Consider the following 15975-nt stretch of genomic DNA (forward strand, 5'->3'; position numbering starts at 1 on the left):
GCGTGGGAAAGGTCCCCGCCAACGGGGAACATGCGGTGCGGGCGGTGGGCCGGGCGTCGGCGCTGATCGCGGCCGGGTGCTATTCGCTGTGGCTGCTGGAGTTCGGCCTGGCGACGGGACTGAGCCCGACGTTGAGCTTCGTCAGCGAACTGTCGGCCGCCGATCAGCCCTACGCCGGGCTGTTCTCCGCCGCCGACCGCGCGGCCGGGGTGCTGGCGGCGCTGGCAGCGGTGTGCGGGGTCCTCACCGGGGAGCGGGGATGCTGGCACCTGGTGGCGTGGCTGGGACTGGCGGGGTTCGGGCTGGCCACCGCCGCCGACTCGTTCCTGCCCATGGACTGCGCCGTCTCCGCGGACGCCGTGTGCGCGTCGGCCGAGACCGCCGGCGCCCTGTCGGCGGTGCACACCTGGCACGCGGTCAGCAGCAGCCTTGCCGGGACGATGGCGCTGGTGGGAGCGGCCGGAATGGCCATCGCGCTGCGTCCTTCGGGCGGACCCCGGTTCCTGGTGGCGGCGGCCGTGTTCGGGGTGCAGGCGGTCGCGATGATCGTCGTCCTGCTGTTGCTCGCCGTCGGCGCGGGCCAGCCGGTGGAGGGCTTCGGTGTCGCCCAGCGCGTGCAGATCGTCGGGGTGGCGGCCTGGCTGGTGTGCGTGGTCTGTCTTCCGGGGGTGTGGGGCGGCGGGGCCTCCAGCACCGGAGGCGGACCGGTCCCCGGGTGACACCTGGCGGTTGGAGCCCGGACACCAGCGCGGGGCGGGTGAACGACGGGGGCCGAACACGACCGGCCCCGCCGCAGGCGCGGCGGGGCCGGTCCTTCACGGCCGGGAACCCTAGTAGACCTGCGGGGTGAACTGGGGGGAGGCGAAGGTCCCACCGGTGGAGAACTGCATGCTCCGACCGGAGGGGATGTGGTACGAAGTGCTGTTCTTGGACAGGCCGCCGGAGTTGAACCTGGTGATCTTCACGTAGAAGGACTCGCCGCCGTTGGTGCTGATGCTGTTGCACTGGCCCGGATTGGTCACGTACGTGGAGAACCCTCCGCGACCGGGGAAATGCGCGGTGGCGGAATAGTCGCCGGCGACGTTGCACAGGCGGAAGGTGCCGGCGGCCGAGGCGGGGGCTGCACCGCCCACAGCCACGACAAGGGACATCAGCAGTCCCACGGCCATCGAGAAGGCGACGGACTTGCTTCGCGCGAAAGCAGACATGCGGCTCCTGGTCAATGACGGGGCGCGGAATCCGGGGGCACGGGGAGAACGCACCGTTAAGGGGTATTGACGCAGTGCAGTCAACCACACCCGGAGGGCGACCACCAGGGGCCCGTGTGGCTTTCTTTCTGCTTGTTTTTACTTTCATTTGTCTTTGCAGCACTCTTCTGTTGTATTAGCTGTTCAGAGGGCTTTCCGAGCGGATCAAGCAGGCCGGAAAGACATTCGATAAATGCAAGGGGCGACGCCCGGTGAGCAGTTCAGGGCCGCAACTCGGCCGTGAGCGGCCCCGTCCCTCGACCAAGGCCGGCGCACCCACGGGCTCCCCCGCCCCGGGGATACCGGTAGTGGCCTCGACACGGTTCCCGTCACTCCTTGAGGGCCTGGATCGCACGTGCCAGGGACACCGCGGTGTCCCTCGTGAACGACCATGAGCTTCACCCCGTCGGGAACGCCGCGCCTCGCAGCGGCCTGAGCGCCTGCGAAGCCGAGGACGCCCGAGAGGCCCACCCCGTGCACCCGGCACGAGGCCGCGGACCAGGCCGTACCGCGCTGCCGTGCAACCCGCGCCGGGAAACCGTCCGCTGTCGAACCCGGTTCTGCCGGGGCAACCGGGGCGGACGCCCCGACGTCCGGGCAGGTCGCCTAATGGATGGGACGGACGTTCGAGTGTCCGTTCGGTGGCATTTTCCGCAACGCGTCGGTCCGCCGCTCGGGCGGACACGCAACCGCCCGAGGGCGAAGCGCTCCCCCGCCCGCGCCGAGTGCTCCTGCTCGCGGAACCGGTTCTTTGCACCCTTGACTCAGCGCCGGCGGAACTCCCCGTGGGCGAACGCCCCTCGCGGACGCTTCGATCAACCCCAAAACGCGTTGCGGGAAACGGCTGGCCACCCGCCGACGGGAGCGCCCTCCCACTGTCCCCACACGCCAGTGCTGTCGCGAGCGAACCGCATTTCCCCCGGCATCTACTTGCCTTGGAAGCAAGTGATCGTGTACTTTCCTCATGGAAACATTGTGAAAGCATGGAAAGAGCAAAATCCTACGGGGCACTCGCCCTCCCGAAGGACAACCGCGAAGGAATTCTCGCCATGCAGACGCAACCCACTCCGGCCACGGTGGCGGGAGCGGCCATACGCACCTTGGGCGCGCCCTACCCCATCGGTGTCGCCGTAGTCGTGGTGGGCAGCCCCTGTGACGCAGGACGCTCAACCGCGCGTGACCCGCAAGGCATAACGCCGTGACCGGGAACGGCGGCCCCGACCACAAGCGGGGAAGGAGCACGCCGACAAGCGCACAGGGATCACCCCTGAGACCGGCCGCACAGCACTGCGCGGGCCTCCTCCTGCCAGGCGAAGGCCATCCGGTACCCCCGCCCCACCGTTGACAGAAAGGCATCACGTGACCACCCTCGAGGCAACCCCGCTCGGCACCGAATCGGAGTTCGGTCGTGTGCAGCCGGTTGACGTCCACTTCGAGGACCTCGACTCAACTGGTTTCCTGCACAACTCCCGCTACGCGCTCCTGTTGGAGCACGCCGTCACCGCGCACTGGACCGAGTTGGGATGGCACCGCGACCCCGCACGGTCCAGCTTCCCCCGTGACTCGGTTCTGGCGGTACGCTCCTTCGAGATCACCTACCACTTCCCCGTCACCGACACCGGCAAGGTGGGGGTCCACTTCTGGATCGAGCGGATCGGACGCTCCAGCTGCACCTACGGCTTCCGGGTGGTCTCACTCGACGGCGCGATCATCCACGCCGAAGGCACCCGCGTCCAGATCAACCTCGACCCCGAGACACTCACCCCCGCCACCCTCAGCGACGAGATGCGCGCCGCCGCGCAGCCGTTGATGCACTCCTCAGCACAGCCGGCCACAAATGCCGGCTAGATCGTAAACGCCTCGGCGCGGTGCCCGCACCGAACGCGGACCGGTGGGGCCTCCCCGGTGGACAGCCGTTCCCGGCCCGCTCGTCCGGGCGGCCCGGGTCAGCGGCCCAGCTCCTCCGGCAGGGGCTCGGCGTGCACAACGGTCAGGCTGGACACCGCGCGGGTCAGGACGACGTAGAGCCGGTGCAGCCCCCGGGACTCCGCGGCGACGATGCGGGCGGGCTCGGCCACCACCACCGCGTCGAACTCCAGGCCCTTGGCCAGGGTCGCGGGCACGCAGACCAGGCGCTCGGCCTCCATGGCGTCCTCGCTCTCCCCCAGGACGGCCGCTGCCAGGCCCGCTGCGGCCAGCGCGTCGCGCAGGGCCGGGACGTCGGCGTCGGCGGCGATCAGACCGACCGAGCCCTCCTCCCCGAGCGCGGCGGCGCACGCCTCGACCACCGCACCGGTCAGGGCCTCCGGTGCGACCTCGCTGCGGGTGAGCGCCCCCGGGGCCTGGCGCACCGCGACCGGGGCGCCCAGGGCGGGGGCGATGGCGGGCAGCAACCGCGCGGCGAAGTCGATGATCTGGGCGGGGACGCGGTAGCCGCGGTCCAGGACCGCGATGCGGGCATCGGGCTTGCCGAGATGGCCCAGCATCGTCGCCCAGTCGCCGGCCGCACCCGGGGCGGTGCCCTGGGCGACGTCGCCCAGGACGGTCACCGACCCGGTGGCCACCCGCCGCCCCAGCGAACGGCACTGCATGGGGGTGAGGTCCTGGGCCTCGTCCACGACGACGTGGCCCAGCGCGACGGGCCGCTCGATCAGGTCGGCCGCCTCGTCGATGAGCGCGAGGTCGGCGACCGACCAGCGCGCCGACTTCGCTCCGCGCGGCCTCCCCGGAAGTGTGAGGGCCGCCCGCTCCTCGGGCGTGAGGACGCCGTCGGCGGCGCGCGCCAGACGCTCGGGGTCGGTGAGCAGGCCCAGCACCAGCTTGACCGGGTCGGCCTTGGGCCACATCGCCACGACGGCGGCGCGGACCTCCTTGGTGCGGCGCACCTGGTCCTGGGTGCGGTCGTCGCACGCCTCCCCCGCCTCCTCCATCCGGGTCAGGACCGCGTGCGCCAGGCGGTGCGCCAGCAGGTCGCGGCCCGACCCGTAGGCGACGCCGCGTTCGCGCAGCTCGGCCAGGATCGCCGACAGTTCCTCGGGGTGCACGCGCCAGCGGCGCGATCCGCGCTGCACGACCAGCGCGTCGGCCGGCTCGCGCGGCAGGGACCAGAGGTCGCGGCGGATCACCTCGGCCATGCGCGCGTCGCCCTTGAGCCGCGCGACGTCGGGTTCCTCGGTGCGGCGCACCGGGACGTGGCCGAGCAGGTCCTCGACCGTGGTCTGGCGGACGTCGAGCTCGCCCAGCGCGGGCAGGACGTTGCGGATGTAGGAGAGGAAGGACCGGTTGGGGCCGACGATGGACACCCCGGTGCGGGCCAGGCGCTTGCGCTCGGCGTAGAGGAGGTAGGCGACGCGGTGCAGGCCGACCGCGGTCTTGCCGGTTCCCGGAGCCCCCTGCACGCACAGCGACCGCTCCAGCGGGGCGCGCACGAGGTCGTCCTGCTCGGGTTGGATGGTGGCGACGATGTCGCGCATCGGGCCGGAGCGGGGGCGTTCGATCTCCTGGGCGAGCAGGCGTCCGCCCGCGTCGGCGGCGGAGGGGCCCACCAGCGGCTCGTCCTCGAACGCGGTGAGTTCGGCGAGGCCGGAGAAACCGTAGCGGCGGCGCAGCCGCGCGCCCATCGGGTCGGCGGGGGTGGCCCGGTAGAAGGCGATGGAGATGGGAGCCCGCCAGTCGAGGACCATGGGCGTCCCGGCGCTGTCGTGGACGTGGCGGCGGCCGATGTAGACGCGGTCGGCGTCGGAGGTCCGAGCGGCGGTGCGGCCTTCCCGGGGGTCGGTCTCGAAGACCGCGCCGGGGGCGTAGTCGAGGCGGCCGAAGAACAGCGGGACGTCGGGGAGGTCCACGAGCTCTTCGGCGCGTTTGGCGCGTGCGCGGCGCAGGACCTCGTTGGTGACCTTGTCCCCGACGACGTCACCGAGGGAGGTGGCGGTCTCGACGACGTCGGCGCGCATCCGGCGCAGGGCCTCCCGGGAGGCGGCGAGGTGGTCGCGCTCGGCCTGGATCTCGGGGTCGAGGGCAGGGGGGAGCCGGGTGTCGGTCATGGCGTAGCGGGCCTCTGCTGGTCGGCGGGAACGGGCGGTGGCGGCGGTGCGTGGGTCCCGCCCCGGTTCGTGTGCAGAGTGCCCGGTTCGTTCCGATCCTCAGCGCGCAGGTGAATGCCGCCAAAACGAAGGACCGATCCTATTGCACCCTCCACCCGGGGGACAACCTGGCACTTCGCCCCCGCCGGACGGGCCCTTTCACGCTTCGAAGCCGTGGACGACCCAGCAGACGCCATCGGTCTGATTTGCGGATTTCTGTCCTGGAATCGCCAGAAAAACCATCCTCAACCGCACCGATGAATTACTTTGTTGACTTTAGGGACAGAAAGAAATCAAGGTAATAAACCGGAACGGTCGCGGGTAGGCACTGCATAGTCGCACACGGTGATATCCGGAGGTTCATGGTGACAACCGCAACGATCTTCGTCGGTGAGTTCTTCGGAACGGCGATCCTCGTCCTGTTCGGCTGCGGGGTCGTGGCCGGCGTGACGCTCAGCAGATCCAAGTCGCAGAACGCCGGATGGGTGGCCATCGCGTTCGGCTGGGGCCTGGGGGTGATGTCCGGCGCCTACATCGCGCTGCCGCTGTCGGGCGCGCACCTCAACCCGGCGGTGACCCTGGGCCTCGCGCTGGACACCGGCGAGTGGGCGAAGGTCCCGGTCTACATCGTGGCGCAGATCCTCGGCGCGATCGTGGGCGCGGCGCTGGTCTGGTTGACCTATCTCGGGCAGTTCGGCAACACCGAAGGCCCCTACCTGGGCATCTTCTCCACCGCGCCGGAGGTGCGCAACCCGGCGCAGAACATGGTCACCGAGATCATCGCGACGTTCGCGCTGGTCTTCGTGATCGTGGCCACCGGCCAGAACGAAGGGCTCACACTCTCGGGTACCGGGGTGCTGATCGTCGCACTGCTGGTGGTGGGCATCGGCCTGTCCCTGGGCGGACCCACCGGTTATGCCATCAACCCGGCCCGTGACCTGGGCCCGCGCCTGGCGCACGCCTTCCTGCCCATCCGGGGCAAGGGCGGCTCCGACTGGGGCTACTCCTGGATCCCGATCGCCGGACCGGTCATCGGCGGCCTGCTCGGCGGCGGGGTGGGGTCGGCCGTCTACGCGATGATCTAGGGCCCCGCACCCCGGATACGCCGCGCCCCCGGCAGGGACTACGCTGCGTAGGAGTCCAGGGCGGGCCTGGCGCAACGAACCGAGGCGGAGCGGACGAGGGCATGCGCGGAGCGAGTCGTGGTTGACGCCCTGACCACCATCATCGAACTGGTCTCGCTGGCCATGGCCGGCTGGTTCCTGGTGTCGGTCTTTCGCGGCCAACCCATGGTGGTGCCGCACCTGATCGGCCTCGCGGTGCTGGAGGTCCTCCTGCTCGCCCAGCTCGCGGTGTCGGTGACCCTGCTGGTTGACGGCCAGCGACCCGCCGAGACCGCCACCTTCCTCAGCTACCTCGTCACCGTCGTGCTGTTCCCCCCGGCCTGCGCCGCGTGGGGGTTCATGGAGCGCAGCAAGTGGGGGCCGGCGGTCATCGCATTCGCCTGCCTCATCCTGCCGGTCATGATGGTGCGACTCGAACAGATCTGGAACCCTCCCGTTGTCTGACGCCGAGTCGGCCGGGCGCACCGGCCCGGGACGCCTGCTGGTCGCGGTCTACGCGCTGTTCGCGGTGGCGGCCACCGGGCGCTCCACCGTGCAGATCCTCACCAAGTTCGACGAGGCCCCGCTGGCCTACACGCTCTCGGCGGTGGCCGCTGTGATCTACATCGTCGCCACGATCGGCATCGCGCGCGCAGGGCGGGCCTCCTACTGGGTGGCGGTGGCCTGCTGCGCGGTGGAGTTCGCGGGTGTCGTGGGCGTCGGGGCCCTCACGCTGTTGATCCCCGAGGCGTTCCCGCACGACACCGTGTGGTCGGCGTTCGGCAAGGGCTACGGGTTCGTGCCGCTGGTCCTCCCGGTCCTGGGGCTGCTGTGGCTGCGCCGGGTACGCCCCCGATCAGCGTGAACGTCCCGTGGAAAGCCCGGGAACACCACGGGGAACCGATCGCGCCGCGCCGGGCCCCGCACTAGCCTGACCGTATGGCGCAACCCGATCACACCCCGTCCCTGCCCGTCGCCGTCTCCCCCGAGTGGCTGGATACGCACTACGACGACGTCCTCGTCGCCGACGTCCGCTGGTACCTGGACGGGCGGTCGGGGCGCGACGCCTACCTCGGCGGACACCTGCCCGGCGCGGTGTTCGTGGACGTTGACGCCGACCTCGCCGCCCCCGCCACCGCCGAGGGCGGCCGGCACCCGCTGCCCGACCCCGACGACTTCGCCGCCACCCTGTCGCGGCTGGGAATCGGCGACGACACCGCCGTGGTCGCCTACGACGACGCCGGGGGTTCCATCGCGGCCCGCCTGGTGTGGATGCTGCGCGCGCTGGGCTCCTCGGCCGCCGTCCTGGACGGGGGCCTGCCCGCCTGGGACGGGCCCATGGACGTGGGCGGCGTGGTGCCGGTGGCGCGTCCGCGCGCCACCAGGGAGTGGCCCGCCGACCGTGTGGCGGACAAGGAGACCGTGGCCGCCCACACGGGCGACGAGCGGCACCTGCTGCTGGACGCCCGGGCACCGGGCCGCTACACCGGCGCGGATCCGGCGGCCGTGGACCCGCGCCCCGGCCACATCCCGGGCGCGCGCAGCGCCGCGTGGCAGGACAACCTGACGTCTGCCGGGCGCTTCGCCTCCCCCGAGGACCTGCGCGCGCGCTTCTCCGCGCTCGGCGCCGACCGGGCCCGGACGGTGACCGCCTACTGCGGTTCGGGTGTGACCGCCTGCCACAACCTGCTGGCGTTGGAGCACGCGGGCTTCGACCGCGCCCGGCTCTACCCGGGCTCCTGGAGCGCGTGGGGGGCCGACGGGTCGCTGCCCGCCGAGACCGGCTGACGGGCAGGGGCCACCGGGGGCGGTGGTCGGGTCAATCACCGCGTGGCCTGCGAACTTGGGCTAGTGGGCGGCCACGCGGTGAGTCTGGGCGAGACGGAGGGTACGGGACCAATGGTCCGCCAGGCGACGGCGATCGGCTGCGCGACGCGCCGGAGGACGCCGGACCGGTCCTCCAGCGCGCCGCCCAACGGACCCGCCCACCATCATCGTCCACACCGGCGAACGATGCCCCGATTTCACCGAAAAAGCCGCCCCGCACGCCAACCGCACCGTTTGTCCCCGGTCGGCGTACGACCGGCCGACCGATACCGCGTACGACGCCGGGCGCGACAAAGCATTCGGGAATCCACGAGGGGCGTGGTCGGGGTGTTTCTCGTCAGGCCACGACGTTTCCCGGCTCGTCCAGCCACACCCGCTGACCGGCCGCCGTCACCGTGACGCCGAAGCGGTCACGGCCCGGACGACCCGCGTCGTTCCACCACGAACACGCGTGCGCGACCTCCGCCCAGAGGTCACGCCGCCCGAACCGGTACGCCTCATACTCGGACGCGTTGGGTTCGTACTCGATTAGCCCCCAGGAACCCGCCCGATCATAGGCGTACACGCTGGCCTCTCCGCTGCCGTCCTTGGCGTCGAAGCGATAGTAGGCCAGGCCCGGCACCAAAACCCCGACGGCCAGGTCCAACCCCGTGTCGTCCAGCGCCAGCGGGGAGGGGTCGAACACCGCCCGATAGGGCTCGACTCCCGGCGCCCTCTCGTCAACGAAGTCCCACAGCCCCCCTTTGGCCGACCGCTGGCCGCGAAGCAGCATGAACGGCGCGTCCCCGAGGAAACGCCCGCACGCGCCACCGTCTCCGACGTCCAGGCGCAACAGCCCGGCCGCGTAATAACTCGTCGCCCATGGAGTCACCACCACGCCGCCCGGCCGCGTCTGCTCGACCCAGGCCCATGGGATCTCACGAGCCGCCACCGTGGCCACCACCCGATCGAAGGGCGCCCGCTCGGGCACCCCCTTCGATCCATCCCCCACCACCAGGTGCGGCCGGTAGCCCAGCGCAGCGAGGTTCGCGCGCCCCTGTTCCGCCAACGCCGGGTCGATCTCCACCGAGGCGACGCGACCAGATCCCAGCCGATGGCACAGCAAAGCGCAGTTAAAACCGGTCGCCGTGCCGATCTCCAACACGCTCTCCCCACCGCTCACTGTGAGCGCGTCCAGCATGCGCGCCATCAGCGAGGGTTGGGACGCCGAACTGGTCGGGTACCGGCCCCTGCCGTCGCCGCCCGCCGGCTCGCCGTCGTTGACTTGGGTGATCAGCGCGTAATCCGAGTACACCCACGAACGCCATTGCGGACTGTCCGAGGACAAAGGCGCACGCCAGGCCGGGTCTTGGGCATCGCGCGGCCAGATCACATCCGGGATGAACCGGTGCCGGGGGACGGCGGCGAAGGCCGCCCGCCACGCCGGATCACCCAGCGCCCCCAAGGACTCCAAGAGCCGAACCAGCGAGTCCGGCCCTTGGGGCGGATCAGCGGTCACCGCGGTTCCTGGCCGTCACCGCTCTGCGGCTCAACCGGTTCGCCGCTCCCGTGCTTGCTGTCGTCCTGGCCGTCGCTCTGCCAGTCCCCGCCCTTCCCACTGTCCTCGGGCTTGTCGTCGTTGCCGTGCCGCCCCATTGCCGACTCCGATTCGTTCAGGGCAAATCCGCTGCCACAACCGTAAGCGCGTGCCCTCGCACCGTCAGCGTTTCCGTCCGGCACCGGTCAAGGTGCCCGCCTCGGGTTTCGACCCGGTAGGACGGATAAGGGCCAGGCGACCGGTCCCGTACACGCACGCACCTCAGGGCGGGACCCGAGGATCAGGCGCCGACCGGGAAAAGAGCGGCGAAGCCCAACGGCTCCGACCCACTTGGCGGACGCAGTCCCCCTGTTCTCCAGCCGAAAAAGCCGCCCTGCACACCACCCGCGCCGCGATCCTGGCAATCCACGACACAACCCGCTGCACCCCAGGCAGCCCCCGCGCGATTCACCCGCGCTGTTTACCCCTCGGGCAGCGTGCGACCGGCCGACCGATACCGCGTACGACCCCGGGCGTGACAAAGCATTCGGGGAATCCACGAGAGGCGTCGCCGTGGTGCTTCGTCAATGCACTTCGCCCCCCCCTATCGCGTGTCCCAGGCGTAGTCGCTGGTGACGGCGTGGTGGGGCGGCAACACGAATTCGTAGTACTGGATGGGTCCGCTCCCGTCGGTCCAGACCGAGGTCCCGGCGAGTACGGCCGAACCCACGGCGATCCGCAAAGCGTCGGCTTCCCGCTGGTCGGCGTAGCGGGCCTCGAAGTAGTCCCGCCCGCCGGTCGCCGTGCGACCGGTTCTCTGCGCGACCAGGTCGAGGACGTTCGTGATGGGGAACGGTTCCAGCAGTTCGGGCACTTCTTTGGTGAAAGCCACCGGCAGCCAGCCCACGGAGAGCCGATAGGGCTTCCCGGCCCGGAAAGTAATCGCTTGGCGGCGCACGACGGTGAGGTTGAGCGCGTCCGCGTTGATACCCAGTGCCGCGCCGACGTTGGGGAGCATGGGCACAATGCCCGCTTCGGTGACGTCTACGAGGTCGCTTCCGGTCGGGTGCGATTTGCGGACCCGTTCCGGTGGTGCGGGGACGGCGCGATGGCCGAGAACAGTCGTCCCCTGTTGGGTGGTGCGCACGAGTCCTTCGCCTCGAAGTTGCCGCACTGCTTTGTGGGCGGTGCCGGGGGAGACGGAGAAGGCTGTGGCGAGGTCGGCCACGGTTGGCAGGCGAGCACCCTCGCCGAGTTCGCCGTTGGCGATCAGTTCGCGGTAGTGGTCTGCGATCTGCGCATAGGGCGGACGCGGCCGGTCGTGTGGTGTCACTTCAACCCTTCCTCGGGCACGTATGCACGCTACGGCAAGGCGTTGTCGGATGGACCGCTTGTTCCCACCTCTATTGTTTCCACAACCTTGTACGACGCTCTACACGGGGCATATATGCGCCGGAATCCTGCTCATCCACAACGAAGAACACCCCACCCGGCTCACTCGCACCGCTTGCCCCTCGGTCGGCGTGCGACTGGCCGATCAGTACCGCATATGACTTCAGACGCGACAAAACCCTCGGAGAACCCCCGAGGGCTGTCGTCACCTGCCGTGCGGCTACAGGTCGAATTCTCCCGCCTTGGCCCCTTCGATGAACTTCCGGAAGTTGCTCAGTGGGGTGAGCACGATCGAGGCGGACGAAGATTCGGGGTCGTCGGCTTCCACGATGCCCACCGTGTCACCGACCCGAGCAATGAACACGCAGTCCCCTTGGCCGCCAGAGAAGCTGGACTTGCGCCAGCTGCCGGCTGCGTGCTCGCGGAAGTCGGTGGTGTCCATCGTCATCCTTTCTCGGCATGCTCACGTGCGACTTTTTCAAGTAGCTTGCGGCTCTGCGCGGTGCCCAAGGCTGCTGTACGCAAGCCGTTGAAACGATTTTGGTAGCTCGTGACAGCTTTGGCGCTGTCCAAGAACAGGGTATCGGTGGGATTTTCGAGGTAGACCGTCGTGAGTGCGTCCGGCTCCACCTCGATGATGACGAACGAGGACAGCTCAAGCCCCTGATGGCCACCCGCAGAATACGGAAGGATCTGAAGCGTCAGCATGTGGTGCTGGGTGGAGAGTTCCAAGAGCTGTTCGAGCTGTTCCCTCATCACTCCGGGCGATCCCAGCTCTTGACGGATCGCCGTCTCGCCCAGGATCGCCACGAGCTTGGGCGCCGATCGCTCCATCCAGTCCGCGTGGCGCGTCATCTTGACCTTCACGAGCTGTTCCACAGCGCTTGGCGAAAGATCAGGGTTCGTCGCGGCGACTACCGCCCGCGAATAGTCCTCGGTTTGAAGCAATCCAGGGATCAGCTGCGCCTGAAAACTCTGAAGCTGTGTCGCTGAGTCTTCCAACCCGATGTAAGTGGCGTAGAACTTGGTGACGTCGTAGGGCTGCCACCAACCGGGCCGACGCGCGACCTCCCGAAGCTCCAGTAGGCGTTCGGTTTCCTCAGGGGAGACGCCGTAGTACTCAAGCAGGCGTTCCAGCGCAAGGAGTCCCGGGACCGAACCGCCTTCCCCGCTGTTCTCCCATCGCGACAGTGAAGACGTCGCCGTACGAACGTCTTTGACGACCTGATTGAACGACCTGTCGCCACGCAGGCGACGAAGTTCTCGTGCGAGCTGCCAGCGGGCCACCGTCGGGCTTCCTTTTGTCATCATGCCCCCATCATGCCGCACCCAACCCCGGTAGATTCCCGTATGGAATATTCGAATGGGACTTGCAAACGGATAGCCCATCCTTGAAACTGTGATTGTCGGCCTACTTCTCGGACTCTTGCTTTGCAATTTGCCCAAGATATGACCAGTTCGAGCGACTTTTCCTGAATCTGAGAAAGAACTGGTGGCATGGTTGCATCACCAAGCCGAGGACGCGGATGGGATTCCCATCTTGAGAGAGGAGTTGGTGCGAGCAACAGGGTGCGAGGGATTCCCTCTAGCGACTCCTAGACACACAGAGGTCCTGTCCGGTCTGTGACCACCGAACAGGACCATCGCCTTAAACCTGGAGAAAGCAGGTTCAAGACTTGATGAACAAGGCTACAGGCAGTGATTGTTCCTGTCTCAAGCGCACGGCCAGGGTCCGCCCCTACGTACGACGCGTGAATGGCGGGGGGTTGTGATGGCGGTGTGCGCGGCGGTGTTTCCTGGCATCCCCGGCAGTGTGGCCGAGGTGCGGCGGTTTGTCGCCGCAGCCCTGGTCACCGACCCCGGAGCGGTTGTTCCCCCCGAGGTGAGTCAGACCGCTGGGTTGTTGGTCAGCGAGCTTGCGACCAACGCCATCACGCACACCCACAGCGGTGATCCCGGATCGTCTTATGGCGTCGAGGTGCGCGTGGACGCGGGCAGGGTGCGGGTGGAGGTGAGAAACCGCCATCCCCACGACGTGCTGGACCGGCCCCGCGTGCGCACGCCTGGAGCGGACGCCGAGCACGGACGCGGACTGTTCCTGGTCGCGGCGATGTCCACCGACTGGGGCGCTATGGCCCACACGCAGGGCGTGTTCTTCACCCTGGAATGGGTCCTCGGAGCACCCGAAACCGAGGCGTCGATCCTGACCCAAGCGCGACCAAGCGAAGAGCGAGGAAGGCATTCGGTGAACCGCCACCGTCCAACGACCGCACCCCACCGAAAAAGGACCCCGCCACGTTTGCTGTCCCTGCTCGCGTTGGCGAGTGTGTTGGTGGTGGCGGCGATGATGCCCGCCCGGCGGATGGGCCGTCACTGCGCCGGTGCCCCCGAAGCCGTGTCGGGTGTGCCCGGGGCGCAGTCCGCACCGATGCGTCAGGCGCGGGTGGTGCCGCGTATCCCGGACTATCCGCGTTTCGCTGAGGTCGCGAAGTCGCATTCGGCTCTGTGGGAGGTGACCTACCGCTACGGAGAGGCCGCGCCTTATACCGCGCGCAACCGCGTCACCGCCCACGTGCTCGCGGTCTCCGACGTGGAGCTTTTGGACCACTGCCTGCACGTCTACGAGCCGCCCTCACCCCTGCGCACCTACACCGCACCCCGCGTACGCACCTACGCCCACGCCCCGGCGCAGTGCCCGCCGGGCCGGTGAACGCGGTGGACACCCCCAACAGTGTTACTGCGGCCCTGGCCCGGGTGCGGTGGGACTTCCCGGCCTGGACCATCACCCACACCCCTGACACCGACCCCCAACGGGCGTGGAGCGCGCACCGGCGCGCACCGTTGACCCGGGCCGAACACGCACACGGGCGCAGGCGTCACCTGCACGCCCCCACCCTCGACGCCCTCCTCACCCAGCTGGGCACCGAACAGCGGGCCCTGGACGACCACCCCGACTCCCCGGACCACCCCGGCCGGTAACCGACCGGACGTCAAGCGGGGGCCGCGCGTCCGCTCACCCCGCACGCGCGGCCCCTCCCTCCCCTCGACCACCAGCTGTGCGCCTGCCGTCCAAGGCGTGTGCCGATTTTGCCCGAACGGACTCCTCACTCTCATGTCTTGCACTGACCCCGCCCCCAGTGGCCCTGACCCGGATACGCCGCTGGAAGGCGTCCACGGCGCCCTGTTGATGAACCACCAGGTCGCCGCGCTGTTCGGGGTGGACGCCTCCACCGTGGCCCGCTGGGGAACCCACGGCCTCATCACCTACGTGAACACCCCCGGCGGAGCACGCCGCTACCCCGCCCACCAGTTCCGCGCGCTTCTGCGCGAGACCCCGCGCACCCACCCCGCACCACTCAGCCAGGACACTCCTGATGGGCGTTGACGTTTCCACCGCCCTGGTCAAACACCAACGCAACCTGGCATTGGACGAACCCCACGGCCACATCCGCGCCTTCGCACCCTCGGTCGTGCCCGCGCCCCTGCAAACCCCCGCCTACGCCCGCACGGTCCTGACCGCTTCGGGGTTGCTGCGGCCTGAGCATGTGGAAGAGGTCGTAGCGATCCGGACCCACCGTCAGCGCCTGTTGATCGACGCCGAACACCCCCGCGCCTACGTGGTGACCGAGACGGCGCTGCGCCGCCCTATCGGTGGGGTGGAGACCATGACCGAACAGCGGGTGCTGCTCCTGGCGTTGGCCGAGTTGGCGCATGTCACCCTGCGTGTCCTGCCCGAGAAGCAGGACCCCCCGGTGATCTGGTCGTGTGGGTTCACCGTCACCGAGAACGCCACCACCGTGGAAGCCATCCCCTTCCCCTTGGCGTTGCCGATCACCGACACCCGCCACTACCTCGCCCACTTCCAGGACCTCTTCCACGCCGCCCACCCCTACCGACTCTGAGCCGGGGTGAGCCGCGAGAAACAGGCCGGTCTCCCCCGGCGCGGGAGCCCTCGAACCGGGAACGGCCGTCACCGGTCCACGCCCGACCGACCGGTGGCCCGTGCGGCGGAGGTCATCTCCGCCGCACGGGCCACCGGGAAAGGGTGATTCCTCAGGAAGTCGCCGCGACCACGGACCTATCTACTCACCGTCGTCGCCGGACGGCTCGACACCCTCGTCGCCCGCAGGCACCCCCGGCACCGTCGGGCACTCGATCTCGACCGGAGCACTGTCATCCCCGGACTCCTGGGGCAACGTGCACACACCCGGGGCACCCTCGTCGCCCGAAGGCTCGACGCCCTCGTCACCCGACGGCACCCCCGGCACCGTCGGGCACTCGATCTCGACCGGAGCACTGTCATCCCCGGACTCCTGGGGCAACGTGCACACACCCGGGGCACCCTCGTCATCCGACGGCTCGACACCCTCGTCGCCCGACGGCACCCCCGGCACCGTCGGGCACTCGATCTCGACCGGAGCACTGTCATCCCCGGACTCCTGGGGCAACGTGCACACACCCGGGGCACCCTCGTCGCCCGAAGGCTCGACACCCTCGTCACCCGACGGCACGACACCGACGTCACCCGACGGCTCCCACGGCAGCGGCGGGCACTCGATCGGAGCGCCCACCCCGCCACCGGGCCCCTGCACGGGCAACGTGCAGCCGCCCGGTACACCTTCGCCGGGACCGGCCGCGAACGCGGCACCCCCCGCCCCGAAAGCGATGACCAGGCCGGCGGCGAGCGCGGCGGTGCCCCTCAGGACCAAGGACATGGGAATCCCCTTCGTTCGGTATGAACCCGGCACCGGTGGACGATCCACCGGAGCGGCCCCGGCGGAAGCCGTGGCCGGGACCCATTGAGCCGG

19 protein-coding genes are annotated in these 15975 nt (G+C 69.5%); 11 read left to right on the top strand and 8 right to left on the bottom strand.

The genetic code is table 11. From position 1 onward, the window contains the following. Positions 1 to 2: 2 nt before the first annotated feature. Complete coding sequence (locus AC0VYP_RS21165) at positions 3 to 719, top strand: DUF998 domain-containing protein (protein WP_475471447.1); 717 nt, start codon at positions 3 to 5, stop codon at positions 717 to 719. Between the two features lie 111 nt (positions 720 to 830). Here AC0VYP_RS21165 and AC0VYP_RS21170 read toward each other — a convergent pair whose 3' ends face one another. Further along, positions 831 to 1208: a hypothetical protein gene (locus tag AC0VYP_RS21170; RefSeq protein ID WP_475471449.1), complete on the bottom strand. Its 378-nt coding sequence runs from the start codon at positions 1206 to 1208 to the stop codon at positions 831 to 833. 1088 nt (positions 1209 to 2296) lie between these two features. On the opposite strand from AC0VYP_RS21170, the gene AC0VYP_RS21175 reads away from it, so the two are divergent. Together AC0VYP_RS21175 and AC0VYP_RS21180 are read left to right on the top strand one after the other, a co-directional pair. Continuing rightward, the gene (locus AC0VYP_RS21175; RefSeq protein WP_475471451.1) at positions 2297 to 2449 is read left to right on the top strand and encodes a hypothetical protein; all 153 of its coding nucleotides are present in this window, start codon (positions 2297 to 2299) and stop codon (positions 2447 to 2449) included. A gap of 157 nt (positions 2450 to 2606) precedes the next feature. Further along, the gene (locus AC0VYP_RS21180; RefSeq protein ID WP_475471452.1) at positions 2607 to 3095 is read left to right on the top strand and encodes an acyl-CoA thioesterase; all 489 of its coding nucleotides are present in this window, start codon (positions 2607 to 2609) and stop codon (positions 3093 to 3095) included. A gap of 98 nt (positions 3096 to 3193) precedes the next feature. Here the strand turns inward: AC0VYP_RS21180 and AC0VYP_RS21185 are convergent, their stop codons facing one another. Beyond that, positions 3194 to 5290 (bottom strand): HelD family protein, encoded by a 2097-nt coding sequence (locus tag AC0VYP_RS21185; RefSeq protein ID WP_475471454.1) that lies wholly within the window; start codon positions 5288 to 5290, stop codon positions 3194 to 3196. Positions 5291 to 5691: 401 nt separating this feature from the next. On the opposite strand from AC0VYP_RS21185, the gene AC0VYP_RS21190 reads away from it, so the two are divergent. The 4 genes from AC0VYP_RS21190 (at position 5692) to AC0VYP_RS21205 (ending at position 8220) form a co-directional block, all read left to right on the top strand. Further along, complete coding sequence (locus tag AC0VYP_RS21190) at positions 5692 to 6414, top strand: MIP/aquaporin family protein (protein WP_475471456.1); 723 nt, start codon at positions 5692 to 5694, stop codon at positions 6412 to 6414. A 117-nt stretch (positions 6415 to 6531) separates the two neighbouring features. Next, entirely contained in the window at positions 6532 to 6897 is a 366-nt protein-coding gene (locus AC0VYP_RS21195; RefSeq protein ID WP_475471458.1) for a hypothetical protein, read from the top strand. Further along, a complete protein-coding gene (locus AC0VYP_RS21200) occupies positions 6890 to 7297 on the top strand; it encodes a hypothetical protein (protein WP_475471460.1) in 408 nt (135 codons plus the stop codon). Before AC0VYP_RS21195 ends, AC0VYP_RS21200 begins: the two co-directional genes overlap by 8 nt. A gap of 74 nt (positions 7298 to 7371) precedes the next feature. Next, on the top strand, positions 7372 to 8220 hold the full coding sequence (locus AC0VYP_RS21205; RefSeq protein WP_475471461.1) for a sulfurtransferase: 849 nt from the start codon (positions 7372 to 7374) through the stop codon (positions 8218 to 8220). A 376-nt stretch (positions 8221 to 8596) separates the two neighbouring features. Here the strand turns inward: AC0VYP_RS21205 and AC0VYP_RS21210 are convergent, their stop codons facing one another. From AC0VYP_RS21210 to AC0VYP_RS21230, 5 genes are all read right to left on the bottom strand, one after another. Continuing rightward, positions 8597 to 9757 (bottom strand): methyltransferase domain-containing protein, encoded by a 1161-nt coding sequence (locus AC0VYP_RS21210; RefSeq protein ID WP_475471463.1) that lies wholly within the window; start codon positions 9755 to 9757, stop codon positions 8597 to 8599. Then, positions 9754 to 9894, bottom strand: a complete 141-nt coding sequence (locus AC0VYP_RS21215; protein ID WP_285758700.1) for a hypothetical protein — start codon at positions 9892 to 9894, stop codon at positions 9754 to 9756. Before AC0VYP_RS21215 ends, AC0VYP_RS21210 begins: the two co-directional genes overlap by 4 nt. 485 nt (positions 9895 to 10379) lie before the next feature. Continuing rightward, positions 10380 to 11108 carry a GntR family transcriptional regulator gene (locus AC0VYP_RS21220; protein ID WP_475471465.1) on the bottom strand — a complete coding sequence of 243 codons (729 nt, stop codon included), beginning with the start codon at positions 11106 to 11108 and terminating at the stop codon, positions 10380 to 10382. Positions 11109 to 11387: 279 nt separating this feature from the next. Beyond that, entirely contained in the window at positions 11388 to 11609 is a 222-nt protein-coding gene (locus AC0VYP_RS21225) for a DUF397 domain-containing protein (RefSeq protein ID WP_475471467.1), read from the bottom strand. A gap of 2 nt (positions 11610 to 11611) precedes the next feature. After that, the gene (locus AC0VYP_RS21230; RefSeq protein WP_475471469.1) at positions 11612 to 12454 is read right to left on the bottom strand and encodes a helix-turn-helix domain-containing protein; all 843 of its coding nucleotides are present in this window, start codon (positions 12452 to 12454) and stop codon (positions 11612 to 11614) included. Between the two features lie 484 nt (positions 12455 to 12938). Here AC0VYP_RS21230 and AC0VYP_RS21235 point away from each other — a divergent pair, with 484 nt between their 5' ends. The 4 genes from AC0VYP_RS21235 (at position 12939) to AC0VYP_RS21250 (ending at position 15069) form a co-directional block, all read left to right on the top strand. Further along, positions 12939 to 13877 carry an ATP-binding protein gene (locus tag AC0VYP_RS21235; protein WP_475471471.1) on the top strand — a complete coding sequence of 313 codons (939 nt, stop codon included), beginning with the start codon at positions 12939 to 12941 and terminating at the stop codon, positions 13875 to 13877. Positions 13878 to 13882: 5 nt separating this feature from the next. Continuing rightward, entirely contained in the window at positions 13883 to 14146 is a 264-nt protein-coding gene (locus AC0VYP_RS21240; RefSeq protein WP_475471473.1) for a hypothetical protein, read from the top strand. Between the two features lie 133 nt (positions 14147 to 14279). Further along, entirely contained in the window at positions 14280 to 14552 is a 273-nt protein-coding gene (locus AC0VYP_RS21245) for a BldC family transcriptional regulator (RefSeq protein WP_475471475.1), read from the top strand. Next, positions 14542 to 15069, top strand: coding sequence for a Scr1 family TA system antitoxin-like transcriptional regulator (locus tag AC0VYP_RS21250; RefSeq protein WP_475471477.1), 528 nt, complete (start codon positions 14542 to 14544; stop codon positions 15067 to 15069). Before AC0VYP_RS21245 ends, AC0VYP_RS21250 begins: the two co-directional genes overlap by 11 nt. 180 nt (positions 15070 to 15249) lie before the next feature. Here AC0VYP_RS21250 and AC0VYP_RS21255 read toward each other — a convergent pair whose 3' ends face one another. Further along, positions 15250 to 15882 (bottom strand): hypothetical protein, encoded by a 633-nt coding sequence (locus AC0VYP_RS21255; protein ID WP_475471479.1) that lies wholly within the window; start codon positions 15880 to 15882, stop codon positions 15250 to 15252. Between the last annotated feature and the right edge of the window lie 93 nt (positions 15883 to 15975).

This window comes from Nocardiopsis sp. iso_186 (genome assembly GCF_056173365.1).

Bases quoted from the DNA above. Each gene is read 5' to 3' on its own strand.
- AC0VYP_RS21170 (WP_475471449.1), bottom strand. From the start codon at position 1,208: ATGTCTGCTTTCGCGCGAAGCAAGTCCGTCGCCTTCTCGATGGCCGTG.
- AC0VYP_RS21235 (WP_475471471.1), top strand. From the start codon at position 12,939: ATGGCGGTGTGCGCGGCGGTGTTTCCTGGCATCCCCGGCAGTGTGGCC.
- AC0VYP_RS21255 (WP_475471479.1), bottom strand. From the start codon at position 15,882: ATGTCCTTGGTCCTGAGGGGCACCGCCGCGCTCGCCGCCGGCCTGGTC.
- AC0VYP_RS21190 (WP_475471456.1), top strand. From the start codon at position 5,692: ATGGTGACAACCGCAACGATCTTCGTCGGTGAGTTCTTCGGAACGGCG.
- AC0VYP_RS21205 (WP_475471461.1), top strand. From the start codon at position 7,372: ATGGCGCAACCCGATCACACCCCGTCCCTGCCCGTCGCCGTCTCCCCC.
- AC0VYP_RS21245 (WP_475471475.1), top strand. From the start codon at position 14,280: ATGTCTTGCACTGACCCCGCCCCCAGTGGCCCTGACCCGGATACGCCG.
- AC0VYP_RS21250 (WP_475471477.1), top strand. From the start codon at position 14,542: ATGGGCGTTGACGTTTCCACCGCCCTGGTCAAACACCAACGCAACCTG.
- AC0VYP_RS21175 (WP_475471451.1), top strand. From the start codon at position 2,297: ATGCAGACGCAACCCACTCCGGCCACGGTGGCGGGAGCGGCCATACGC.
- AC0VYP_RS21215 (WP_285758700.1), bottom strand. From the start codon at position 9,894: ATGGGGCGGCACGGCAACGACGACAAGCCCGAGGACAGTGGGAAGGGC.
- AC0VYP_RS21225 (WP_475471467.1), bottom strand. From the start codon at position 11,609: ATGGACACCACCGACTTCCGCGAGCACGCAGCCGGCAGCTGGCGCAAG.
- AC0VYP_RS21185 (WP_475471454.1), bottom strand. From the start codon at position 5,290: ATGACCGACACCCGGCTCCCCCCTGCCCTCGACCCCGAGATCCAGGCC.